This window comes from Nitratireductor arenosus, from assembly GCF_009742725.1.
Classification (GTDB): domain Bacteria; phylum Pseudomonadota; class Alphaproteobacteria; order Rhizobiales; family Rhizobiaceae; genus Mangrovimarina; species Mangrovimarina arenosa.
Window position 1 is genome coordinate 129,498 of sequence record NZ_WPHG01000006.1, and the last position, 24,451, is coordinate 153,948.

Here is a 24,451-nt window from a genome sequence, read left to right on the forward strand (position 1 = left end):
AACCTTACGGAAAGGGCGGCAGCGATGCCGCCCTTTTTGTTGCGTCAGTCTCCACTGCCAGTCCGCAATTTGCTCAACAAATCCACCGCATCTTTGTAGTGGCGATGATTTATGCTGCGCTTTGCCGCGATAAGCGGCGTAACTGCTTCCAACTCGGAGATAGCACCTTGGATATCTGTGCGCGCACGTATCCTTGCGTTCAGCCACCGCGTACGAAGAGTGTCTGGATGCTCCAATCCGCTGACGCGCGTGCGGATGAGCAACAGCGTCCCGACTTCCTGAAGGGCAATTGCGGTCTCGCCCAAGTCATGGTGCAACGATGCACGCAAATATCGTGACGCAAGTGCGCTCGGATGTTCTGGGCCGTTGACCCGCTCTTGGATCGGCAGGAGCGCCTCCACTTCCGCAAGCGCCTTCTTTGGCTCGCCGCTATCGTTCAGCAGCGAGGCGTACAGATGGCGAGTCGCCAATGTACTGGGATGGTTCGGTCCGTTGACCCGCTCTTGGATCGGCAGGAGCGCCTCCACTTCCGCGAGCGCCTTCTTTGGCTCGCCGGCCCCTTGCAGCAGCAGCGCTCGGAGATGGCGGGTTCCCAACGTGTCGTGACGATCCTTTCCCTCGACACGTTCCGTAACCGTTAGCAGCACCACGGCTTCTGGCAGCGCCTTCTCAGTCTCGCCAATCTCACCCAGCAAAAGCGCGCGCAGGTAGCGATTGGCCAGAGTTTCAGGGTCATCAGCCCCCCGCAATCGCGTCCATGCCTCGACGTTCATATCCGTGATCTCGAGCGCTTCAAAAAAGCGCCCGAGCGAATGCAGCGCCCGCGCTCGATAATAGTCCGCAGCTGCCCGCAAAATCGTCCCGGCCTCCAGCCGATGGGACAGACTTGAGGCAAGTTCCAACGCTTGATTGGCAAGGTTTAAGACATCGAGATCCTGCAGCCACGGCCAAGTGGCGCGAAGCGCCCGTTCGTCAAGTTCACCATAAAGCTCGACCCCAGTCCGGTAGGCCCGCCTTAATATGCGCTCACCACGCCGGTAGTGACCCGCCTCGTTGGCGGCAAGTCCCTTTGCTACCAATGCTTCGAAAACCGCGGCCGCGTTTTCCGTGGATCCTGCATGCATGAACCAACGCGCATCATCCCATTTGGGATCGAGCGGATCGTATGCTCCGGCTGTTTGCGCGGCTTCGGCATCGATTTCGACAAGTTCGTGCCGGATGTCCGCGGCTTCTGCATCATCCGGCGTAAGCAGTAGTGCAATGTCCGCCAGGCGGACGGCTTCGGCGAGATGATGACTGCCAAAGTCCGGCGCAATCGACGCGTGGTGAAGAGAGAGATCAGCACACAAGCGTGTGAGGTCGGGGCGGACGGTCTCGAAGCTGTCGCGCAGCTTGGCAATCGCACGCTCCTCGTTCCCGTCGCTGCGCTCAGACTCCGCAAGCCTTCGCGCTTCGGAGAGAACTGCAAACGAAAGCTCTCGAAGTCTAGCGTCTCGTTCGGCTATCTCGGCCTTGTCCCGCTTGTTGGCAGACTCAAGCGCAAGATTTTGCGTCTTCAATCCTTCTATCTGCTCGTTTAGATCCTTCTTTGCGCTGCGTAGGAATCGCCGCGTAGTAAATCCCCATAGGACTGACACTGGGGCAAGAAGCGCCAATGCGTTGGTTACTTTCTCCACATCTGAAAGTTTCCAGAAACTGGTCCAAACGTTCGGCCAGAAGCCGACAAATTCCGAAAGAAGACTTGTCGACTCCACAAAATTTTCCTCCACACCATTCGAAACGGCGTAATGTCCTTGAACTGCTCATGACATGCTAGATCGAAACGTGCACAATCTCCAACGTAAGTTTCCCCTCGGCGCCGCCGAGCAGGAGGTTGTTGAGTCGAAAGAGGCGTTTCATACGCTCAACTACCCGACCCGCCCGGCAGTGGCAGCGGTATGCAGCGTGCAGCACATGGCACCGACCCGCACGCCACCTTACGCCTCGCGGCTTGCAATCACCTTGTCGATGCGGCGGCCGTCGAGGTCGACGACCTCGAAGCGCCAGCCCTCAAACTCCATGATCTCGCCAACCTCGGGGATGCGTTTCAGCCCGTCGAGTATGAAACCCGCCACGGTGTCGTAGCCCGGCTTTTGCGGCAGTTCGAGATAAAGCAGTTCGGCCATCTCGTCGGCCGGCATCGCCCCGCTCAGCAGCCACGAGCCGTCCGCCCGCTGCCTGGCTTCCGGCTCGCCGCTGTCGAGATCCGAGCGGAAGGCGCCCGCGATCGCGTCGAGAATATCGGCCGGTGTGACGACGCCCTCGAAATGGCCGAACTCGTCATGCACCAGCGCCATCGGCACGTCGGCGTCGCGCAGGACGCGCAAGACCCCGAGCGCGCCGATCGTATCGGGGATGATCGGCGCGGCGAGCGTATGTTTTTTCAGATCGAACTTGCGCTTGGAACCGATCGGTCCGACCAGATCGCGCAGCCGCACCACACCGAGAGGCTGATCGGCGTCGCCTTCGTGGACGGGCATGATCGAATGGGTCGCGGCCGAGGCCACCGCCTTGCGCAGCGCCGCCTCGCTCATGGCCGCATTCAGCATTTCGACCTCGGTGCGCGGCGTCATCAGGGCGCGCACATTGCGGTCGCCAAGCCGCATCACCCCGGCAATCATCGCCTGTTCCGCGCTGTCGATGACGCCGGCGCTCTCGGCCTCGGCGACCAGGGTCTGGATTTCCTCGTCGGTGATGGCGTTCTGGGCTTCCGCCGACATGCCGAGCACGAACAACACCCCCTTGGTGCATTTGTCGAGCAGCCACACCAGCGGCGCGGCGACCTTCGACAAAAGCTCCATCGCCGGCGCCATCGTGCAGGCGAAGGCCTCGGCATTCTTGAGCGCGAGATGTTTGGGAACGAGTTCGCCGATCAGCAGCGAAAAGAAGGTGATGGCGGCAATCACAATCGCGTAGCCGGCCAGCCCCGCGCTACTGGCCGGAAAACCCGCCTCCACCAGGATCACGCTCAGCCGGCTGCCGAGTGCCGCGCCGGAAAAGGCGCCAGCCAGGATGCCGACCAGGGTGATGCCGATCTGCACCGTCGACAAGAACTTGCCCGGATCCTGCGAAAGCCTGAGCGCTGCCCTGGCGCCGCGCCGCCGCCGCGCGGCCAGGAGTTGCAGCCGTGGCCGGCGCGCCGACACCACGGCCAGTTCCGACAGGGCGAAAACCCCGTTGAGGACGATCAGGACGGCGGCAACGGCAAGCTCGAACATGCGATCCCGACTAGCCCGGCATCGCCGCACGGTCAACGTAAATGCCGCCCCGGGGTACGACGCGCCATTGACAGCAAGATGGCGAGCGGCTAGGTGCGCATCCGGTCGAGGCACCTGCCGCCCGCCGGCGAAACGCCACGGTGAAGCCTCCTCGGACAATTCGTCGATTTCCGACGCGCCGCTGACATGGCAATGCGGGCCCCATTCGTCGTCCTCCGGCGCCAGGAGACCGACACATGACCGCGACCCGATCTTCCCAACACAATACGTTTCTGGGCGGCGCTCTGCCCACCCTGTTCGTCCGCACCACCGCGCCGATCGTGCTCATCATGGCGATGAACGGCCTCCAGACAGTGATCGACGCCTACTTCCTGGGTGAGTTCGTCGGCGCCGCCGCGCTTTCGGCCGTCACGCTGATGTTCCCCGTCTACATGCTGCTCGTCGCGCTGGCCACGCTTGTCGCCGGCGGCATGGCAAGCGTTCTGGCCCGCCGCCTCGGCGCGGCCGATTTCGACGGCGCGCGCGCCGCCTTCGTCGGCGCACACACGCTCGCCCTTTTGCTGTGCCTCGGGCTGGTCGCCGGGTTTGCGCTTGGCGGCGCGGCCCTTGCCGGCTGGCTCGCCAACGGATCGGCCGGACTGGCGCGCGACGGCTATCGCTACATCTCCATCCTGATCTGGTTCTCGCCGGTGATGTTCGTGCTGTCGATCAACGCGGACGCACTGCGCTGCGAGGGTCGCATGGGCCTGATGGCGGCGGTCAGCCTGGTGACCTCAAGCGCCAATATCGTCTTCAACTATCTGCTGATCGTCGTTTTCGATTTCGGTGTCGCCGGCTCCGCCGCCGGCACGGTCGCGGCCATGGTCATGTCATTCGCCGCCGTCCTGGTCTTCCGGTTGCGTGCCAGCACGCCGCTGAAGTTCGCCCTTCTGCCCGCCGATGCCTGGCGCCATGGCTGGCGCGAATTCCTGGCGCTGGGCGCGCCGCAGAGCCTGACCTTTCTCGGCATCTCGCTCGGCTCGGGCGCGACAATCGCCATGATCCAGGTCTGGGGCGGCGACGGATATACCGAAACGGTTGCCGCCTACGGCATCGCCACCCGCGTGCTCACCTTCACCTATCTGCCGCTGCTCGGGCTGAGCATGGCGCTGCAGACGATCGCCGGAAACAATTTCGGCGCCGGGCTGTGGCATCGTTCGGACGCGAGTCTGCGACTGGCGGTTCTCGTTGCCTTGGCCTATTGCGCGAGCGTCCAGGTGAGCCTTTTGCTGGCGCGGCGGACGATCGGAGCCGTCTTCGTCGATGATCCGGCAACCGTTGCGGAACTCGCCCGTATCCTGCCGGTCGTCACCGCGGCCTATGTCGTCGTCGGCCCGCTGATGATGCTGGCCGGTTATTTCCAGGCGATCGGCGACGCGACCAGGACCGCCGTGCTCAATCTGTCGCGCACCTATCTGTTTGCGATCCCGCTCACCGTGGCTTTGCCGCCACTGATCGGCGAACAGGGCATCTGGCTCGCCTCGCCGTTGGCGGAGATGCTGGCCCTGTGCCTTGCCGTCATGGTGCTCGCGCATCGTCAGGCCAAAACAGGCCGGCGTTGGGGTGTCTTCCACCAGAGCGCGTAGTCGACGGGTGCAGAACCGCGCGGGACGGGAGCGCAGGGCTGCCGGCCTCGGCCGCCCGGGCGCGTTTTGTCCCGCGCGGCATGAATCCCCGCGCGAAGTAGCGGAATCGATCTGTCAACGCACAGGCGCAACGCCCTGTTGCATTTGGCTTTTCAAAGCCGCGCGACGGGGCATGGGCGGGAGGGGATTGCTGGGCGCTGACGGGACTACGAGCCGCGCTTGAACGTGCTGAACTGGAATTTCTGCACCGCCCCCCACGGCGTCTTGTGCTCGTGACGACGGCTGTCGACGAGGATATAGCCGGGGCCGAGCAGGCGCGAAAGACTGTCGGCATTATGCCGGACGACCGGCAGGCCGCTGCACTTTTCCGGGCCGTCGGGCGCGAAGGTGCCGATGATGACATGTCCCCCGTCCTTGAGCCCGCGATTCAACCGCTCGATATAGGCCCGCTGATCATCCGCCCCGGTGAGGAAGTGAAAAGCCGCGCGGTCGTGCCAGATATCGTATGCCTCCGGTGGCTGCCAGCGTCGGGCATCGGCCGTAATCCATTTGGCAGCGTCGGACCGTGCGCCGAGACGAACCTGAGCGGCCGCGAGCGCGGCGGCCGAAAGGTCGAGAACGCTGACATGGGCAAACCCCTTGTCCAGCAGGCAGTCGACCAGCCGCGAAGCGCCGCCACCGACATCCACGATAGTGTCGTCGGGGCTCGCGCCGACAAGGGCAAGCAGGGTCAACGAGATGTCCGGCTCGTCCTGGAACCAGCTCACCTCGCCTTCGGTCTTGCTGCCATAGACATTGTCCCAATGGGCCTGATCATTACCGTTCACGCTCGCCTCCGCGGATAGGGGAACTTTGAGCCCCATATCGGATGGCGCGCGTGCGGCTGCAAGACGTCGCAAACACCACCATCGCGATCCCCGATGCCTCAGCGCGCCGGGCGCTCGCCGCGAGCGCAGGCTTGCGCCCGTTCGGTGAGCAGTGCCTTTTCGCGCGCATTGCGCGTCAGCGTCGACGCCTGCTCGAACTCGGCCCGCGCCTCAGCGAAGCGACCGAGCTTGGCGAGGAAATCGCCCCGTACGCTCGGCAGCAGATGATAGGCCTTGAGCGCGTTTCCCGTGACCAAGCGGTCGACGATCTCCAATCCCGCCGCCGGGCCACGCGCCATCGACACCGCCACGGCGCGGTTGAGCTCGACCACCGGCGACGGCGTCAGCCGGGCCAATTCGGCGTAGAGGTCGGCGATGCGCGCCCAATCCGTCTCGCCAGCGGTCACGGCGCGCGCATGACAGGCCGCGATAGCCGCCTGCAGCACGTATGAGCCGCGCCCGCCCAGCGTCTCGGCACGGGCGAGCCCGGCAAGCCCGCGCCTGATCAGCAGCCGATTCCAGCGTCCCCGGTCCTGGTCGAGCAGGAGAACGGGTTCGCCCTTCTCGTCGGTGCGCGCACCGATGCGCGAGGCCTGGATTTCCATCAGCGCGACCAGCCCATGGACTTCCGGCTCGTCCGGCGCCAATTCGGCCAGGATGCGCCCGAGCCGCATCGCCTCCTCGCAAAGCTGCGGCCGGGTCCAGTCATTGCCGGCGGTCGCCGAATAACCCTCGTTGAAGATCAGATAGATCACCGCCAGTACCGAGCCCAGCCGTTCCGCCATCTGCGTCCCGCGCGGCACCTCGAAGGCAACATTGGCCTCGGCCAGAGCCTTCTTGGCGCGCACGATGCGCTGCGCGACCGTCGGTTCGGGAACGAGAAAGGCGCGCGCGATCTCGCCGGTGGTCAGTCCGCCCACCAGTCGCAGCGTGAGCGCGGCGCGCGCCTCGGCCGACAACACCGGGTGACATGCGGTGAAGATCAGGCTCAAGAGGTCGTCGCCGACGGGGTCGTCCATCGCCGCCTCGATATCGGCCACCGGATCCAGCTCGGCTTCCATGTCGCGACCGATCTCGGCATGCTTGCGCTCGATCAGCTTGTTGTGGCGGAAATGATCGATGGCGCGGCGCTTGGCGGTGGCCATCAGCCAGGCTCCGGGCCTGTCGGGAACGCCGGTCCGCGGCCAGCTTTTGAGCGCAGCAACGAGCGCTTCCTGCGCGAACTCCTCGGCCAGGCCGACATCGCGCACCTGCCTCGTAAGGCTGGCGATCAGCTTCGCCTGTTCGATACGCCAGACCGCCTCGATGGCGCGATGAGTGTCGGTGCCCGTCACGCGCCCCGAATAGAACGGGGATCGCGACGACGCAAGTCACGCTTTGCACCCATGCTGACTGGTTTCCCGCCGATTGGTGAACGAACCGCGATCCAATATCTTGGCGTTAATCGCTGCCGTGACGAACGCGGGCTCAGCGGTTCTGCATGTCGGCGAAGTCGGAGAGCGAACCCTGCATGTCTTCGGGAAAATCGCCCGTTTCCATCACCTGTCTGACCTCGATCATCTCGTTGGGCGCACCCGGACAGCGCCGGGCCCATTCGATCGCCGCAGCGCGCGAGGCAACGTCGATCACCCAGTAACCGCCCAGCACCTCCTTGGCCTCCGTGAAAGGCCCATCCGTGACCACCGGACGTCCGGTGTCGAAGCGCACCCGCGCGCCCATCGAGGGCGGATGAAGACCGTCGCATGCGACCAGCACGCCGGCCTGCTGCATCGCGCGATTATAGTCCATCATCGCGTCGAGCTGGTCCTTGTCGTCGGGCATGGTTCCCGGCGCGGCACTCTCGTAGCCGGCCGGGATCATCAGCATCATGAATCTCATCTGGTTCTCCTCAGGCGGTCAAGGCGCACAAGTCGCTTTCGCCGTAAAATCAATCCCGGCCCTCGGTCTGGGCGCGCAGGCGTTGCTCACGTTCGCGGACTTCCGGCGTGGCGGCGTCGCCGAAATCCTCCAGCTCGAAGATCGGCCTGATCTCGACCTGGCCGTCCTGAAAGGGCGAACGCTTCAGCCACTCTATCGCCTCGTCCATCGATTTGACCTGCAGGATCCAGAAACCGGCAACCAGTTCCTTGGTTTCGGCGAAGGGTCCGTCCACGACCATGCGTTCGGTGCCCGAAAAATCGATCCGCGCCGCTTTCCTGGATGGATGCAACCCCTCGCCGGCAAGCAGCACGCCCGATTTCACCAGTTCCTCGTTGAACCGGCCCATCTCGTTCAAAAGCTCCGTGCTCGGCATCACGCCGGCTTCGGAATCGGCTGTTGCCTTGACCAATACCATCACACGCATCTTGCTCTCCTTCACCTCGTATCCCTTACCGGCCCATCGCGGGACGGTTTCGTCAACACGACGCACGGGCGCTCGCGAAATCGACATCGGACGGCATTTTTTTGTAACGGGAATTTCCTCCCGGTGGCGAGGCGGCACGCGCGCGCCTATCTTGGCGGACACACACTATGCAGGATGGATGCCATGACGCACACGCGCACCGAAACCGACACGTTCGGCCCGATCGATGTTCCGGCAGACCGTTATTGGGGTGCGCAGGCGCAGCGTTCGCTGGAGAATTTCAGCATCGGCTGGGAAAAACAGCCGCTATCGATCGTGCGCGCGCTCGGCATCGTCAAGCGCGCCGCCGCCGAGACCAATCAAGCGCTCGGTCGCCTCGACACCGAACGCGCCGACGCGATCGCGGCCGCGGCCCAGGAGGTGAGCGACGGCCGCCTCGACAAGCATTTTCCGCTTTCCGTGTGGCAGACCGGATCCGGCACCCAGTCCAACATGAACGCCAACGAGGTGATCGCAAACCGGGCGATCGAGATACTCGGCGGCACCGTCGGATCGAAGGACCCGGTCCATCCCAACGATCACGTCAATATGAGCCAGTCGTCCAACGACACCTTCCCGACCGCCATGCATATCGCCTGCGCGGAGCGCATCGTGCACGACCTTTTGCCCGCGCTCTCCCACCTGCACGATGCACTCGACGCCAAGGCGAAAGCGTTCGCGGACATCGTCAAGATCGGCCGCACCCACACCCAGGACGCCACGCCCCTGACGCTCGGCCAGGAATTTTCCGGCTACGCCGCGCAGGTCGCCTCCGCGATCGCCCGCATCGAAACCACCCTGCCCGGCCTGATGGAACTTGCCCAGGGCGGCACCGCGGTCGGCACCGGGCTCAACGCGCCGGTCGGCTTCGCCGAAAAGATTGCCGAACGGATCGCAGCCATAACCGGCCTGCCCTTTACCACCGCGCCCAACAAGTTCGAGGCGCTCGCCGCGCACGATGCGATGGTGTTCGCGCACGGCGCGATCAACGCCGCCGCCGCCGCGCTCTACAAGATCGCCAACGACATCCGCTTTCTCGGCTCCGGGCCGCGTTCGGGGCTCGGCGAACTCGCCCTGCCGGAAAATGAGCCCGGATCCTCGATCATGCCGGGCAAGGTCAACCCGACCCAGTGCGAGGCGCTGACCCAGGTCTGCGTCCAGGTCTTCGGCAACAATGCCGCACTGACCTTCGCCGGCAGCCAGGGCCATTTCGAGCTCAATGTCTACAACCCGGTGATGGCCTATAATTTCCTGCAATCGGTACAGTTGATGGCCGACGCAGCGCGCTCCTTCACCGACCGGTGCGTCGCCGGCATCGAAGCGCGCGAAGACAATATCCAGGCGGCACTCGAACGTTCGCTGATGCTGGTCACCGCGCTCGCACCCACCATCGGCTACGACAACGCGGCGAAAATCGCCAAGAACGCGCATAAGAACGGCACCACCCTGCGCGAGGAGGCGCTGGCGACGGGGCTGGTCGACGCGCAGGACTACGACCGTCTCGTGCGGCCGCGGGAGATGACGAAGCCGGGATAAGATGGAGCCGTCGCCATTCTCCGTTCAACAATCGTGAACGAACAGTCCCCTGACAGACACTTTTTGCCACAGACGCATGACCTTATCTTCACGCCACTGAAAAAACCTCCGGAGAACACTCTTATGTCAACCAGCGTCATCCTGCTCATCGCGCGCATTCTGCTCTCGGTGATGTTCATCATGGCCGGCCTGCAAAAATTCGGCACAATCGACGGCACCGCCGGCTACATCACCTCGGTCGGCCTGCCGGCCGGCACGCTTCTGGCCTGGCTCGCGGCGATTTTCGAAACGCTTGCCGGCATCGCCCTTTTGGTCGGCTTCCAGACCGGACTGACCGCGTTGGCGCTCGCCGCCTTCTGCGTTTTCACCGGTTTCGTCTTCCACTACGCGCCGGCCGACCAGATGCAGATGATCCTGTTCATGAAGAACATCACCATCGCCGGCGGCCTGCTCGCCCTGTTCGTGGCCGGCCCCGGTTCGCTGTCGGTCGACGCCCGCACCGGCAAGACGGTCGCCGCGTAACCCATACAGTCGAAATACCGACGGTCCGGGAGGTTTCCGGGCCGTCGCGATGCCAAAACCCGCCTATGCTGTCTCGTCGACCGCCAGGCCGAGCTCCTCGATCATGGTCTCGCGCATGATGAATTTCTGCGGCTTGCCGGTAACCGTCATCGGCAGCACGTCCTTGACCCGTACATGGCGCGGGATCTTGAAATGGGCGATCTGTCCCTGGCAGAAGGCGCGGATTTCGTCCTCGGTCGGCGCCTCGCCCGCCGCGACCACCCAGGCGCAGATCTCCTCGCCGTAGCGCGGGTCCGGCACGCCGAACACCTGAACCTCGCGCACCTTGGGATGACGGTATAAAAACTCCTCGATCTCGCGCGGATAGACGTTCTCTCCGCCGCGGATGATCATGTCCTTCACCCGCCCAACAATGTTGCAATACCCTTGCGCGTCGATCGTGGCGAGATCGCCGGTATGCATCCAACCGTCTGCGTCGATCGCTTCGGCGGTTCGTTCCGGCTCGTCCCAATAGCCTTTCATCACCGAATAGCCGCGCGTGCACAACTCGCCCGAGACCCCCACCGGCACCGTCGCGCCATCCGCGACGACGATCTTGACCTCGACATGCGGATGAACCCGTCCCACCGTCGAGACGCGCTTTTCCAGCGGATCGTCGACATGGCTTTGGAAGGAGACCGGGCTGGTCTCCGTCATGCCGTAGGCAATGGTCACTTCGCTCATGTTCATGTCGCGCTGCACCCGCTTCATCACCTCGACCGGACAGGGCGCGCCGGCCATGATGCCGGTTCGCAGGCTGGAAAGGTCGAAACCGGTGAAACCGGGGTGGTCGAGCATGGCCACGAACATGGTCGGCACTCCGTAGAGACCGGTGCAGCGCTCGCCGGCCACCGCCGCCAGCGTCGCCTCGGGGTCGAAACCCTCGCCGGGAAAGATCATCGCCGCGCCCTTGCTCACGCAGCCCAGCGTGCCCATGACCATGCCGAAGCAATGATAAAGCGGCACCGGGATCGCCAACCGGTCGGCCTCGGTGAAATTCATCGTCTGGGTGACGAAATGGGCGTTGTTGAGAATGTTGCGATGGCTGAGCGTCGCGCCTTTGGGCGCACCGGTGGTACCACTGGTGAACTGGATGTTGATCGCGTCGTCCGGATCGAGACCGGCGCTGACCGCATCGAGCCGCGCATGCTCCTCGGCCCCGCCGAGTTCCATCACCTCCTGGAAGCCGAACATGCCGGGCGAACGCCCCTCGCCCATGCGGATGACGGTGGTCAGCGCCGGCAGGCGCGCCGCCTTCAGGCCACCCGGCACGGCCTCGTCCAGTTCCGGCGCGAGCTCGCGGATCATGCCGAGATAATCGGACGATTTGAACGCGGCCGCGGTGATCAGCGCCCGGCAGCCCACCTTGTTGAGCGCGTAGTCCAGTTCGTAGAGCCGGTAGGACGGGTTGATGTTGACCAGCACGACGCCGATACGTGCGGTGGCGAACTGCGTCAGCAGCCATTCGCGCCGGTTGGGCGACCAGATGCCGACCCGGTCGCCGCGGCCGATGCCAAGCGCCAGCAGCCCCGCGGCAAGCCGGTCGACCTCGTCGGCAAATTCCCGCCAGGTCAGCCGGGTCCCCTCGGCGCAAAACACGGCGGCCTCGCGCTCGCCGAAGCGCGCCACGGTCGCGGCAAGCCGGGCGGGGATGGTTTCTTCCAGCAGGGGCCGCGTCCGATCCCCCACGACATGCGAAAGCCCGTCGACCGGCGTCAACGCTGGTTCCCGGGCCGGCTGATTGGTCATGCCTGTCCTCTCTGACGCCGCCGTCGACCTGCCGCGGCCGGCTTTCGGAGGAGTTTAGCACCCGGCATCGCCGCCGCAATGCGCCGGCCGCGCTTCGGGACGGCGCCTACAGCGCCCGGGCCACCCTGTCGCCGATCTCGGCAACCAGCGCCGCGTCGGCCGTCTCGCGCGCCTTCAGCGCCGTCACCAGGCACGCCTGCGATTTCAGGATGATGCCGTCGTCGAGCACGCGCAGATGATTGGCCTTCAGCGTCGAGCCGGTGGAGGTGATGTCGACGATCACGTCGGCCTGGCCGGCAGCCGGCGCGCCTTCGGTGGCGCCGAGGCTTTCCACGATCCGGTAGACCTGGATGCCGTGCATCTGGGAAAAGAACTGCTGCGTGAGGCGCCAGTACTTGGTCGCGATCCTGAGCCGGCGGCCATGGCGCTGGCGAAAATCCGCCGCCACGTCGTCGAGATCGGCCATGGTGGCCACGTCGAGCCAGATATCGGGCACCGCGACCACCACGTCGGCCCGGCCGAAGCCCAGCCGCGCGGCGATGGCGACCCGGGCCTGCCAGTCGGCCAGGCTCTCGCGCACCAGATCCTCGCCGGTTACGCCGAGGTCGACGGCACCGCGGCCGAGCTCGCTGGCAATCTCCGATGCCGACAGGAAGGCGACCTCGATGTCGTCGCGGCCATCGATACGGGCGCGGTAGCGGCGCGTATCTTGCGGCGCCACGACCGGCAGCCCGGCGCGCGCGAACACCGCCATCGCCTCCTCGCGCAGACGGCCCTTGGACGGCAGGGCGAGCGTGACGGTCATGGCGCGGCCTCCCGCAGGGCCTCGATCCGGTCGAGCCAGACCGAAAAGCCGACGCCGGGTATCGGGTTTTGCGCCCCCAGAAGCGTCAGCAGCCGGTCGTAACGGCCGCCGCCGGCAAGCGGCCGCTCGCCGCCTGCGGCCGAGATCTCGAAGACGAGCCCGGTATAATAGTCGAGCGGCCGGCCGAAGGCGGCGTCGTAATGGACGCCATTGCCCGCCAGGTTGTAAGCCGCGATCGCGTCGGCGCGGGCGGCGAAACCGTCGAGCGCGGCTCCCAGCGAAATGCCGGCATCGCCCGCGAAGGCCTCGAGCGCGGCGGCCGCGTCGCCGAGCGGCGCGTGGATCGCCAGAAAGCGCTTCAGCGCCGCGAACGCCTCGGCCGACAGCCTGACGCTTCTCAGCTCGGCCTTTTCGATCAGCCGGCGGGCGATCTCGGCCGGCGTGCGCCCGAGCGCCGCCGACAGGTCGGCCTCCTCCATGCCTGCCGCGATATGCGCCGTCAGCCCGCCATGATCGCCATCGGCGACGAAGGCGGCGACCGGCGCCGGCAGGGCGACGTTTTTGGGCGGATCGGCGAGGTCGGCAAGCGCCGCCTCGAGCTGGTCCGGCGCGCCGAAGGCGCGGGCAAGTCGCATACGCCAGCCGCGCGGCAGGCCGAGCGCGGCAAGCACGGCCTCGAAAATCGTCTGGTCGCCGAGCGTGACCGAAAGCGTCCGTCCGGGCAGCGTCCGCTCAAGCAGCGCATGCGCATCGGCCAGCGAACGGGCGTCGGCGGTCGCGATGTCGGTCTCGCCCAGATCCTCGATGCCGGCCTGGAAGAACTCGCTGCCGCCCTCGCGGCGCTGGCGAAAAACCTCGCCGAGATAGGCATAGCGGCGCGGCGTACCGGCGCGGCTTTCGATATGGTCGAGACAGACGGGAATGGTGAATTCGGGCCTGAGGCACAGCGTCTCGCCGGTTTCGCTCTCCGTCAGGTAGATACGCCGGCGCAGATCCTCGCCGGCCATGTCCAGAAACGGCTCGGCCGGCTGCAACATCGCCACCTCGACCATCGCCGCGCCGCGCTCGGCGAACACGGCCGCAATATCCTCGGCAAAGGGCGGACGCGCCGTCATGACCGCCCGCTGCCGGCCGCGCGCACGAAGCCCGCGCGCGAAGAGACAGAAGCCCGCATCACCGGCCGTCCCGCTCCCTGGCCTGTGCCTTCAATATGCGCTCGACCGTGGCGACAAGCTCGGCTTCGGGCACCGAGACCTGCGCCACGCGCGCCTCGCGCCATTCCTCGTTGCTGTCGATTTCGGCCGAAAGCCGGGCGCCCTCGAGCAGGTCCTTGACCTGCACCTCGCCCCGGTCGCGCTCGTCCGCGCCCTGGATGACGGCGACCGGGCAACCGCGCCGGTCGGCATATTTGAGCTGGTTGCCGAATTTCTTCCAATTGCCCTGATACATCTCCGCGCGGATGCCGGCGGCGCGCAGCGCCTGGGTGAATTGCTGGTATTTCGCCATCGCCGCCGTGTCGCCGTCCATGACGGTGACCAGAACCGGCGGCCGCACCGGGTCCTGGCCGAGCTTGCCGAGATTCTTCAGCGCGGTGGCGAGCCGCGACACGCCGATCGAAAACCCGGTCGCCGGCACCGGCTGGCCGCGAAACCGCGACACCAGCCCGTCATAACGCCCGCCGCCGCCGACCGAGCCGAAGCGTACGATCTCGCCCTTTTCATTGGGGATCTCGGCGGTGAGCTCGGCCTCGTAGACGGGACCGGTGTAATATTCGAGCCCGCGCACGACCGAGGGGTCGATGCGGATGCGATCCGGGCCGTAGCCGGCGGCTTCCACAAGAGATGCTATCTGCTCCAGTTCGGAAGCACCCTCGCGCGTCATCGCTTGCAGCGCTTCGAAATTGACCGGCGTGCGATCGGGGTTTTCGCTTCTCAACGGGCTGCGATAGCGGCCTTCTCTGACTTCCTGGAGAAAGCCCTCCTTCCCGACGAAATCGATGATGATCGCGGCCTGCGTCTCATCCAGCCCCGCGCCGTTGGTGAAATCGCCCTCGCCCTCGCGCCCGCCGTCCCAGCGGCCGGGACCGAGCAGCAGCTTGACGCCTTCCGGCCCGAACTTGTCGAGCTTGTCGATCGCCCGCAGCACGGTCAGCCGGCGGCCGGCATTCTCGGCGCCGCTAAGCCCGATCGCCTCCATCACCCCGTCGAGCACCTTGCGGTTGTTGACGCGGATGACGTAGTCGCCGCGGGCGATGCCGAGCGCCTCCATCACGTCGGCCATCATCATCGCCATTTCGGCGTCCGCCGCCACCGAGGGCGCGCCGACCGTGTCGGCGTCGAACTGCATGAACTGGCGGAAGCGGCCCGGGCCCGGCTTTTCGTTGCGGAACACCCAGCCGGCGCGATAGGTGCGGTAGGGAAGCTGGATGTCGTTGAAATTCTCAGCGACGTGGCGCGCCAGCGGCGCGGTCAGGTCGTAGCGCAGCGACAGCCACTGCTCGTCGTCGTCCTGAAACGAAAACACGCCCTCGTTCGGCCGGTCCTGGTCGGGCAGGAACTTGCCGAGCGCGTCGGTATATTCGATCAGCGGCGTTTCCACCGGCTCAAAGCCGTAAAGCTCGTAGACTTCGCGGATCCTGCCGCACATCTCCTCCACGGCGCGGATATCGGCCGGCGAACGGTCGACGAGGCCGCGCGGCAGCCGCGCTTTCATTTTCTGGGGTTTGCCGCTCATGTCGTGCTGCGTCCAGGCGATGGAGTGAACCGTGTGGCGTGAAACGTTTCTAAAACAAAAGAAACGACAGCCGGCGTGTAACCGATGCGGCAGGGAGCGGCAAGGGTCGGGCCGGTCAGCCCGGCCGGGCGAATTGCTCGCGTTCGAGCTCCACCACCTTCCGGCACACGCAGCCTTCGATATGGTCGTTGACCAGCCCCATCGCCTGCATGAACGCATAGACCGTGGTCGGGCCGACAAACGACCAGCCGCGCCGCTTCAGCTCCTTGGAGATGCGCGTCGAGGTCGCCGTCTTCGGATTGGCGATAAGCGTGGCGTAGTCCACCACGGCCGGCCGCTCCTCCGCACCCGGCTCGAACGACCAGAACCAGGCCGCGAGCGAGCCGGCCTCGTCGGCCAGTTCGCGCGCCCGGCGGGCATTGTTGATGGCGGATTCGATCTTGCCGCGGTGGCGCACAATGCCGGCATTGGTCAACAGCCGCTCCACGTCGCGCTCGGTATAGAGCGCCAGCCGGTCGATGTGGAAATTCTCGAAAGCCTCGCGGAAATTCTCCCGTTTTCTCAGGATGGTGATCCAGGAAAGCCCGGCCTGGAATCCCTCCAGGCAGATTTTTTCGAACAGGCGCCGGTCGTCGGCGACCGGACGGCCCCATTCATGGTCGTGATAGTGCTGATAGAACGGGTCGTTGCCGTGCCAGAAACAGCGCAGCGCCCCGTCCTCACCCGCGATCAATCCGCTTTTCTGCTCGTCCATGCACTCGAAATCCGTTCGTTAACGCGCCCGGGGCCGGCTTTAAGCGCGCCTTTACCAGATTCCTGAACCGGCCGGTAACCACACCGGACTCTTTCCTGACAGTTCGGCATTTTAACGAACCGGATTCACCATTCCGACTCTTCGCATCGCGACAATCGTCGTTGTTTCCGGGCGTCCCCTCGTCATTCGCGCCCGGTCATCAGACGAAATGTGGAGAGTACGTCCGATGCGAATCCTGTCCTTGTTTGCCGGCGCTGCCGCCGCCTTCGCCCTGCTGGTTTCGGGTGCGACGGCCGGCGAGCGTTACGGAAAACGCCCGCCGCTGACGGTCAGCCCCGACCTGAGTGCACCCTGGGTCATGCAGTTAAAGAGAAAGCCGACCATCGACCGGTCCAACACAGCGCGCCGCATCGGCAATGCCGAGGCCATCGCGCGCGCCCGCCGGACGATGGATCAGCCGCGACCGGCTTATGTGCGGCGCGGCGGCGTCGTTTACGAGCGCGGCGCGCAGGTCCGTTTCGCCGAGCCGCGCGCGACACGCACCCATCGCAACCGGCCATTGGAAACGGCTGCCGTCGCCCGGCCGGCGCAGAAGCCGGCCCGGCCGCAGATGAACCCGATCTATCTGCCGCAGACGATCGACTATGACGGGCCGGAAAAACCCGGCACCATCGTCATCGACACCACCCAGAACTTCCTCTATCTCGTCCAGCCGAACGGCAAGGCACGGCGCTACGGCGTCGGCACCGGCAAGCCCGGTTTTGAATGGGCCGGCACGCACAAGGTTACCCAGAAGCGCGAATGGCCGGACTGGCGCCCGCCGGCCGAGATGATCGCCCGCGAGCGCAAGAAGGGCCGCATCCTGCCAGTCCACATGAAGGGCGGCCCCGCCAACCCGCTCGGCGCCCGCGCGCTTTATCTGGGCTCGACGCTCTATCGCATCCACGGCACCAACCAGCCCTGGACGATCGGCCAGGCGGTCTCTTCAGGCTGCATCCGCATGCGCAACGAGGACGTGATCGAGCTTTACGAACGCGTCGGCGTCGGCACCAGGGTCAAGGTGATCTGACATCGACATAACGAGGCCCGGTTTTCGCGGCGGGGGCAGCCGGTTGCAGCGCGATCGGCCACGACGCGGCGAAGGGGCGGCGTGCCGAGGGGGCGCGCCGCCCTTCTTTCGTTCCACGCTCCGGCCGAACCCTGGTCGCACAATCTTAAATATTAGCGTTCTCTCATTCAGGAATCTGGTGTAGGCAGGTCGAGGGAGAGAAACGGCGACGATTCGCCGGCCGGCGCATGGCCGCGGCCACGCGCCGGATTGTGGAACAGGCACGCGACGCGCCATTTCCTGACGGGCGGCGCGTGCCGCAGGGAGGGAACCTATGGACATCATCCTGTCCGTCTTCTTGCCGCTGGCGCTCGCCATCATCATGTTTTCGCTCGGGCTCGGCCTCACGCTCGCCGATTTCGCGCGTGTGGCGCGCGAGCCGAAAGCGTTTGCCATTGGCGCCGTCGCGCAGCTTGTGCTGTTGCCGCTGATCGCCTACCTGACCGTGATCGGCTTCGGGATTTCGGGCGAGCTGGCGGTCGGCCTGATGATCCTGTCCTTCTGCCCGGGCGGCGTGACCTCCAACATCCTGACCCGTTTCGCCAAAGGCGACCTCGCCCTGTCGATCTCGCTGACCGGCGTCATCAGCCTGGTCTCGGTGGTCACGGTACCGGTGCTCGTCGGCCTGGCGGCCGGCCATTTCCTGGGTGTCGACGCCCCGCCGGTCGACGTCACCGCGCTCGGCGTCGCCATGTTCGCCATCACCGCCGTGCCGGTGGCGATCGGCATGCTGGTCCGGCGCTTCGCCGCCCGCTTCGCCGACGCCGTCGAAACGCCGGTCTCCCACCTGGCCACGGCGCTGTTTTGCATCGTCGTCGCCGGCGCGCTGGCGTCCAACTGGACGGTATTCGTCGCCAATCTGCCGGTGCTCGGCCCCGCCGTTGTCGCCCTCAACGTGGTCATGCTTGCCATCGGCATGGCGCTGGCGCGAAGCGGCGGGCTCAATCGCGGCCGGTCGTCGGCGATCGCCATCGAGACCGGCATCCAGAACGCCACGCTCGGCATCACCGTCGGCTCGCTGATCAGCGAGCAGGCGACCGGCCTTCCACCCTTTTCGCTGCCATCCGGTGTTTACGGCATCACCATGTATCTGGTGTCGGTCCCGTTCGTGCTGTGGCGGCGACGGCTCACGCCCGCCTGAACGTTCAACCGGCCGGCACGCCGTCGGGTTTCGGCCCGCCATAGGCCCAGTCGAGCAATTCGACCGTGTGCACCACCGGCAGGTCGGACCCGGTCGCGATCTGGGTCATGCAGCCAATATTGCCGGTCGCCACCAGCGCCGCGCCCGTCGCCTCGATGTTTTTCACCTTACGCGCACCCAGCCGGGCGGCGATCTCGGGCTGGAGGATGTTGTAGGTGCCGGCCGAACCGCAGCACAGATGCCCCTCGCGCGGCTCCTTCACGGCAAAGCCGGCCCGGCTCAGGAGCGCCTTCGGCTCCCGGACGATCTTCTGGCCGTGCTGCATCGAGCAGGCCGAATGATAGGCGACCGTCAGGCCGGACGGGGTTGCGGGTTCGGGCAGGTCGAGGCCCGTCAGATATTCGGTGATATCCTTGGCAAGCGCCGACACGCGCGCCGCCTTATCCGCATAGGCCGGGTCCAGCCGCAGCATGAAACCGTAATCCTTGATCGTCGTGCCGCAGCCCGACGCGGTGATGATGACGGCGTCGAGGCCGCCTTTGTCGAGTTCGGCCGTCCAGGCGTCGACATTACGCCGGGCCGCGTCCAGCGCGTCCGCCTCGCGGCCCATATGATGCACCAGCGCGCCGCAACACCCCTCGCCTGCGGCGACCACCACCTCGATGCCGAGCCGCGTCAGAAGCCGGATCGCCGCATCGTTGATGCCGGGATCGAGCACCGGCTGCGCGCAGCCCGAAAGCAGCGCCACCCGCCCCTTGCGCTCGCCTTGCGCGCCGCGCACGCCCGGCAACGCCGAGGCGGATTTTTTCGGCACGCGCGCCGGAGCGAGCGCCAGCATGGCGCCCAGCGGCTTCAACGGCCCGATCCGCCGGAAAAGACCGGCGAACGGCCGGCCGAGTCCGGCCAGAGACAGCGCGGCGCGAAACCGCGCCGGATAGGGCAGCACCATGGCGAGCAGACGCCGCGTCAGGCGGTCGATCAACGGCCGGCGATAGGTCTTTTCGATATGGGCGCGGGCGTGATCGACAAGGTGCATGTAATTGACGCCGGACGGACAGGTCGTCATGCAGGCCAGGCACGACAGGCAGCGATCGACATGGGTGACGATCTCCGTGTCGGCCGGACGGCCGTTTTCCAGCATGTCCTTGATCAGGTAGATGCGCCCGCGCGGACTGTCGAGTTCGTTGCCGAGCGTCACATAGGTCGGGCATGTCGCCGTGCAGAAGCCGCAATGCACGCATTTGCGCAAAATCGCCTCCGATTCGGCGATATGAGGATCGGCGAGCTGTTCGGGAGTGAAAGCGGTCTGCACGTCAAATCCTGGATCGGGGAAGAAAAATAGCGGTGGTGGGCACGGCGACGTCCGTCTCGCCCGGCGGCGGCCACACCGCCGATGCGGGCAGGTCCGCGCCCCTTCCCCTGACGGCCGTCAAATCAGCCAGCTTTCCGGATTGTCGATCGGCTCGTCGCGTGAGGATTTCTGCAGGCCGATGACGATGCGCACGATCGCCCACACCGCGACCGCGATCATCAGCAGGAAGCCGATGCCGATCACCGCCAGGACGACGCAGATCACGCCGTAAAGCACGCCGATCCAGAAGGTGCGGATCGCCCAGGTATAGTGCGTCTCCACCCAGCCGCCCGCCTTGCCGCGGTTCATGTGCGCGAGCACGATACCGATCAGCGCGGTCACGCCGATGGCCAGGCTGACCAGGTAAAGCACGTAGATGATCTGGATGTTGGTCTTGCCGGCCTCGAGCCAGCGATCCGTCTGGCGCGGCTCGTTCGGACCGGAATTCATGTCGCTCATCACTCGTCTCCTCAATCTTGCGTTTCGAGGCTAGCAGAACTGCCGGCGGGATACATCCGCCCCGGATTGAGAACGTTTTGCGGATCGAATTGGTTCTTCAGCCGCGCCGAAAGCGCGGCCAGCGGCATGGGTTGCGGCTGAAACACCGGAACGGACGACCGCCAGGCCGGCGCCGCCCGCACCAGGGTGGCGTGGCCGCCGCCATGCGCGGCGACAAGCGCGCGGACGATATCGGCCTCGGGTTCGCTTTCCATGCGCAGCCACACCAGCCCACCCTGCCAGTCGTAGAAAGCGTCGGCTGCCGCCTGCATCCTGAGCGCCATCACCAGCGCGTGGCCGCGCGTCGGCGGCACGGAGACCCGCCAGACCGGACGCTCGGTGGCATCGCAAAACGGCGCCACGTCGCGGATTTCGCGCCAGAGCACGCGCGAGGCCTGATCCTCGAGCGTCTCGATCTCGCCGCCCTTGAACAGGCTCGTCAGCATGTCGCGGCGATAGGCGACCGACGGGCCGAACCCTTCCAGGCGCAGCAGCGTCGACGCCTCACCCGCAAGCGCACCGGCGATCACGGATCCGGTCACACTTTCGGGCAGATGCGCGGCGCCGGACACCTCGCCGGCCGATCCCATGGCCGCCGCCATCGCCGTCGCCGCGTCGGCATCGCTCAGCCCGCGCAGGACAAGCGTGGTCTCGGTCTCGGCCGCCGGCAGCACCTTGAAGGTGGTATCGGTGACAACGGCGAGCGTGCCCCACGATCCGGCCATCGCCTTGGACAAATCGTAGCCGGTGACGTTCTTGACGACGCGCCCGCCCGACTTGAAGGCCTCGCCGCGGCCCGACACGGCATGGATGCCGAGCACGTGGTCGCGCGCCGCCCCGGCCTTGAGGCGGCGCGGGCCGGCGAGATTGCCGGCGAGCACGCCGCCGATCGTGCCGCGCCCGGCCGGCGCGCCGAACAGCGGCCCGTAGTCGAGCGGCTCGAAGGCGAGTTGCTGGCGCTTTTCGGCCAGCAAGGCCTCGATCTCGGCAACCGGCGTCCCGGCCCTGGCCGACAGGACCAGTTCCTCCGGCTCGTAGAGGGTGACGCCTGACAGGCCGGAGAGGTCGAGCGTATGCTCGGTCTGCACCGGACGGCCGATGCCGCGCTTCGAGCCGTGGCCGAGGATTTCCAGCGGCGCGTCCTCGCCGACGGCCCATTGCACGGCGGCAAGCACGTCCTCGGCGCGCGATGGGGTGAAAACGGTCATCCGCGGCGATCCGGGTCCAAGCCAGCGAACAGGAGAACAACAAGCATCGTCGACAACGGCTTCTCCCTCAAAACCTCGGAATGTCGGGAAACGGGATTTGGCCGCGATGGATGTGCATGCGGCCGAGTTCGGCGCAGCGCCGCAATTGCGGAAACACCTTTCCCGGATTGAGCAGATGTTGCGGGTCGAAGGCGCATTTGACACGCATCTGCTGGTCGAGATCGGTATCAGAAAACATCTCGCCCATCAGGTCGCGTTTTTCCACGCCGACGCCGTGCTCGCCGGTCAAGACGCCGCCGACCTTCACGCAGAGCCGTAAAATGTCGGCGCCGAACTCCTCCGCCTTTTCCAGTTCGCCCGGATTGTTGGCGTCGTAGAGGATCAGCGGATGCAGATTGCCGTCGCCGGCGTGAAACACGTTGGCGACGCCGAGCCCGTATTTTTGTGAAAGCTGGCGCATGCCGGCCAGCACCGTCGGCAGCGCCTTGCGCGGAATCGTGCCGTCCATGCAATAATAGTCCGGCGATATCCGCCCGACCGCCGGAAACGCCGCCTTGCGCCCGGCCCAGAACGACAGCCGCTCCTCCTCCGAGGTCGAGATGCGGCTCGTCACGGCGCCGTTTTTGGCCGCGATCGCCTCCACCTCACCGATCAGATGGTCGATTTCGGGTCCCGGCCCGTCGAGCTCGACGATCAGCAGCGCCTCGACGTCGAGCGGATAACCGGCCTGGACGAAATCCTCCGCCGCGCGGATCGCCGGCCCGTCCATCATCTCCATGCCGCCCGGCACGATGCCGGCGCCGATAATGTCGGCAACGCACTGCCCGGCCGCCTCGCTGGAGGAAAAGCCGACCAGCATGGCGCGCGCCGCTTCCGGCTTTTTCAGGATGCGCACGGTGATCTCGGTGACGACGCCGAGCAATCCCTCCGAACCCGTCATCAGGCCGAGCAGGTCGTAGCCTTCCGCGTCGAGATGGCTGCCGCCGAGCCGCACCACCTCGCCCGACATCAGCACCATTTCGACGCCGAGCACATTGTTGGCCGTCAGGCCGTATTTCAGGCAGTGGACGCCGCCGGCATTCTCCGCGACATTGCCGCCGATAGAGCAGGCGATCTGCGAGGACGGGTCGGGCGCGTAATAAAATCCGTCCTGTTCGACGGCGTGGGTGATGGCGAGATTGGTCACCCCCGGTTGCGCGATCACCGCGCGGTTGGCGTAGTCGATGTCGAGGACACGGTTGAAGCGGCTCATCACCAAAAGCACCGCGTCTTCCAGCGGCAGGGCCCCGCCCGACAGCGAGGTGCCGGAACCGCGCGGCACCACGCGAACGTTGCGTTCGTTGCAATATTTGAGAATACGCGCCACCTGCGCCGTCGTCTCCGGCAGGACCACGACGAGGGGAAGCTGGCGATAGGCCGTCAGTCCGTCGGTCTCGAAAGCGCGCATTTCGTTGACCGTCTCGACGACGCCTTCGCCGGGAACAATGATACGCATATCGGCGACGATTTCGGCGCGCCGCGCCATCGTCGCGGCGTCCGCTTCGGGCATCACAAGGCCGGACAAGGTCTCACCTCCAACTGGTCAAAAGTGTTTACCAGTTTTGCGAAGCGACGCAAACCATCTGTCCGAATCATGTCTGGAAATGAGTTTGTTCACAGACCGTTCATGTCCGGGCAGCTCTTGATGGTGATCCGCGATCGTTCGCACTCACGCATTCCGACCAACGGACGGACGGGACGAGTCGCGGGGAACTGAAAATTTCCAAACACGGGAACGTGAACCAATCGACGATTTCGCCGTATTAGAATTCAGACAGACAAACCATGATGTTCCATGACAAATATTGCCGATCTTGAGATTTTTTCACGTGTGGTTTCTGCTGGAAGCCTTTCGGGGGCGGGACGTGAACTGGGCTTGTCGCCCGCCGTCGTTTCCAAAAGGCTGCGCAAGCTGGAAGATCGGCTCGGCACCCGCCTGCTGCAACGTACCACGCGACAGGTCGCGCTGACCGAGGCCGGACAGGGATTTTACGAACGCGTCGTCGCCATCATTGCCGGCATCGAGGAAGCAGAAGCTTTCGTCACGCGACGATCGACCCAGCCACGCGGCACGCTGAAGATCTCGGCTCCAACGTCCTTCGCGCGCATGCACATCGCCCCGCATCTCGGCGCCTTCATGCGCGAAAATCCCGACCTGTCGATCAACCTCGTCTTGTCGGACGATTTCGTCGACATTGTCGGCGACGGGTTCGATCTTGCCATCCGTATCGCCGAACTGTCGGATTCCAGCCTCGTGGCGCGCCGGCTCGCGCCGGTCGAGCGCGTTCTGGTCGCGGCGCCCTCCTACTTGTCGGAGCGCGGATTGCCACAATCGATCGAAGACCTGGAACGGCATATTTGCCTGCCCCAGCACAACAACGAGCCGTGGCGGCTCGAAGGTCCGCACGGCTCGATCGTCTACCGAGCCGAAGGACCGCTGCAGACCAATTCGAGCGAAGTCCTGCGCGAAGCGGTGATTGCCGGGCTCGGCCTCGCCCTGCGTTCGACCTGGGATGTCGGGGCCGAGATCGCCTCGGGCCGGCTGGTGCGCGTGATGCCGGAATTCGCCGCCTCCAAGAGCGTCGCCATCCACGCCGTCTACCCCTCGCGGCGCTTCCTGCCGGCCAAGGTGCGGCTGTTCATCGATTATCTGGCCAACCTCTACGGCCCAGTGCCCTACTGGGAAACGGTGCCCGCCAGCGCCGTATCAGCTCCGACCGTCGGCGACGCGGTTCCGCCCGAGCCGAAGCCGAACGGCAGGGCGGGCCCACCAGCCGGCACGCGGCCTTAGAGTATCCCTTCCTTGACCAAAACGGATACTCTAAGGGTCGGTGGAT

21 protein-coding genes are annotated in these 24,451 nt (G+C 65.5%); 6 read left to right on the top strand and 15 right to left on the bottom strand.

Features of this window, described 5'->3' with window-relative positions:
* Positions 1-44: 44 nt before the first annotated feature.
* On the bottom strand, positions 45-1,754 hold the full coding sequence (locus GN330_RS24155; protein ID WP_156714898.1) for a tetratricopeptide repeat protein: 1,710 nt from the start codon (positions 1,752-1,754) through the stop codon (positions 45-47).
* A 222-nt stretch (positions 1,755-1,976) separates the two neighbouring features.
* The gene (locus tag GN330_RS20230) at positions 1,977-3,257 is read right to left on the bottom strand and encodes a hemolysin family protein (RefSeq protein WP_156714901.1); all 1,281 of its coding nucleotides are present in this window, start codon (positions 3,255-3,257) and stop codon (positions 1,977-1,979) included.
* A gap of 236 nt (positions 3,258-3,493) precedes the next feature.
* On the opposite strand from GN330_RS20230, the gene GN330_RS20235 reads away from it, so the two are divergent.
* Positions 3,494-4,882, top strand: a complete 1,389-nt coding sequence (locus tag GN330_RS20235) for an MATE family efflux transporter (RefSeq protein WP_156714903.1) — start codon at positions 3,494-3,496, stop codon at positions 4,880-4,882.
* A 206-nt stretch (positions 4,883-5,088) separates the two neighbouring features.
* Here the strand turns inward: GN330_RS20235 and GN330_RS20240 are convergent, their stop codons facing one another.
* From GN330_RS20240 to GN330_RS20255, 4 genes are all read right to left on the bottom strand, one after another.
* A complete protein-coding gene (locus tag GN330_RS20240) occupies positions 5,089-5,745 on the bottom strand; it encodes a class I SAM-dependent methyltransferase (protein WP_156714905.1) in 657 nt (218 codons plus the stop codon).
* 62 nt (positions 5,746-5,807) lie between these two features.
* Positions 5,808-7,082 carry an RNA polymerase sigma factor gene (locus GN330_RS20245; RefSeq protein WP_343040981.1) on the bottom strand — a complete coding sequence of 425 codons (1,275 nt, stop codon included), beginning with the start codon at positions 7,080-7,082 and terminating at the stop codon, positions 5,808-5,810.
* A gap of 133 nt (positions 7,083-7,215) precedes the next feature.
* Positions 7,216-7,626 (bottom strand): YciI family protein, encoded by a 411-nt coding sequence (locus GN330_RS20250; protein WP_156714908.1) that lies wholly within the window; start codon positions 7,624-7,626, stop codon positions 7,216-7,218.
* A gap of 49 nt (positions 7,627-7,675) precedes the next feature.
* Entirely contained in the window at positions 7,676-8,092 is a 417-nt protein-coding gene (locus GN330_RS20255) for a YciI family protein (RefSeq protein ID WP_156714910.1), read from the bottom strand.
* Between the two features lie 183 nt (positions 8,093-8,275).
* On the opposite strand from GN330_RS20255, the gene fumC reads away from it, so the two are divergent.
* Positions 8,276-9,667, top strand: a complete 1,392-nt coding sequence (gene fumC, locus GN330_RS20260; RefSeq protein ID WP_156714912.1) for a class II fumarate hydratase — start codon at positions 8,276-8,278, stop codon at positions 9,665-9,667.
* Positions 9,668-9,790: 123 nt separating this feature from the next.
* The gene (locus GN330_RS20265; RefSeq protein WP_156714914.1) at positions 9,791-10,189 is read left to right on the top strand and encodes a DoxX family protein; all 399 of its coding nucleotides are present in this window, start codon (positions 9,791-9,793) and stop codon (positions 10,187-10,189) included.
* A gap of 63 nt (positions 10,190-10,252) precedes the next feature.
* Here the strand turns inward: GN330_RS20265 and GN330_RS20270 are convergent, their stop codons facing one another.
* From GN330_RS20270 to GN330_RS20290, 5 genes are all read right to left on the bottom strand, one after another.
* Positions 10,253-11,977: an AMP-binding protein gene (locus tag GN330_RS20270; RefSeq protein WP_156714916.1), complete on the bottom strand. Its 1,725-nt coding sequence runs from the start codon at positions 11,975-11,977 to the stop codon at positions 10,253-10,255.
* A gap of 106 nt (positions 11,978-12,083) precedes the next feature.
* On the bottom strand, positions 12,084-12,782 hold the full coding sequence (gene hisG, locus GN330_RS20275) for an ATP phosphoribosyltransferase (RefSeq protein ID WP_156714918.1): 699 nt from the start codon (positions 12,780-12,782) through the stop codon (positions 12,084-12,086).
* Entirely contained in the window at positions 12,779-13,897 is a 1,119-nt protein-coding gene (locus GN330_RS20280; protein ID WP_156714921.1) for an ATP phosphoribosyltransferase regulatory subunit, read from the bottom strand. Before GN330_RS20280 ends, hisG begins: the two co-directional genes overlap by 4 nt.
* Before the next feature lie 58 nt (positions 13,898-13,955).
* Positions 13,956-15,515, bottom strand: a complete 1,560-nt coding sequence (hisS, locus tag GN330_RS20285; protein WP_156714923.1) for a histidine--tRNA ligase — start codon at positions 15,513-15,515, stop codon at positions 13,956-13,958.
* 115 nt (positions 15,516-15,630) lie between these two features.
* A complete protein-coding gene (locus GN330_RS20290) occupies positions 15,631-16,269 on the bottom strand; it encodes a DNA-3-methyladenine glycosylase I (protein WP_156714925.1) in 639 nt (212 codons plus the stop codon).
* Positions 16,270-16,495: 226 nt separating this feature from the next.
* On the opposite strand from GN330_RS20290, the gene GN330_RS20295 reads away from it, so the two are divergent.
* Complete coding sequence (locus tag GN330_RS20295; RefSeq protein WP_156714927.1) at positions 16,496-17,338, top strand: L,D-transpeptidase; 843 nt, start codon at positions 16,496-16,498, stop codon at positions 17,336-17,338.
* Between the two features lie 313 nt (positions 17,339-17,651).
* Positions 17,652-18,518 carry a bile acid:sodium symporter family protein gene (locus GN330_RS20300; protein ID WP_156714929.1) on the top strand — a complete coding sequence of 289 codons (867 nt, stop codon included), beginning with the start codon at positions 17,652-17,654 and terminating at the stop codon, positions 18,516-18,518.
* Positions 18,519-18,522: 4 nt separating this feature from the next.
* Here GN330_RS20300 and glcF read toward each other — a convergent pair whose 3' ends face one another.
* From glcF to GN330_RS20320, 4 genes are all read right to left on the bottom strand, one after another.
* The gene (gene glcF / locus GN330_RS20305) at positions 18,523-19,830 is read right to left on the bottom strand and encodes a glycolate oxidase subunit GlcF (protein ID WP_343040985.1); all 1,308 of its coding nucleotides are present in this window, start codon (positions 19,828-19,830) and stop codon (positions 18,523-18,525) included.
* Between the two features lie 117 nt (positions 19,831-19,947).
* The gene (locus GN330_RS20310) at positions 19,948-20,328 is read right to left on the bottom strand and encodes a DUF4870 family protein (RefSeq protein ID WP_156714931.1); all 381 of its coding nucleotides are present in this window, start codon (positions 20,326-20,328) and stop codon (positions 19,948-19,950) included.
* 11 nt (positions 20,329-20,339) lie between these two features.
* Positions 20,340-21,575, bottom strand: coding sequence for a glycolate oxidase subunit GlcE (gene glcE, locus GN330_RS20315; protein ID WP_156714933.1), 1,236 nt, complete (start codon positions 21,573-21,575; stop codon positions 20,340-20,342).
* A gap of 67 nt (positions 21,576-21,642) precedes the next feature.
* A complete protein-coding gene (locus GN330_RS20320) occupies positions 21,643-23,139 on the bottom strand; it encodes an FAD-linked oxidase C-terminal domain-containing protein (RefSeq protein ID WP_156714935.1) in 1,497 nt (498 codons plus the stop codon).
* A gap of 270 nt (positions 23,140-23,409) precedes the next feature.
* Between GN330_RS20320 and GN330_RS20325 the strand changes: the two genes are divergently transcribed.
* Entirely contained in the window at positions 23,410-24,405 is a 996-nt protein-coding gene (locus GN330_RS20325; protein ID WP_156714937.1) for a LysR family transcriptional regulator, read from the top strand.
* Positions 24,406-24,451 lie beyond the last annotated feature (46 nt).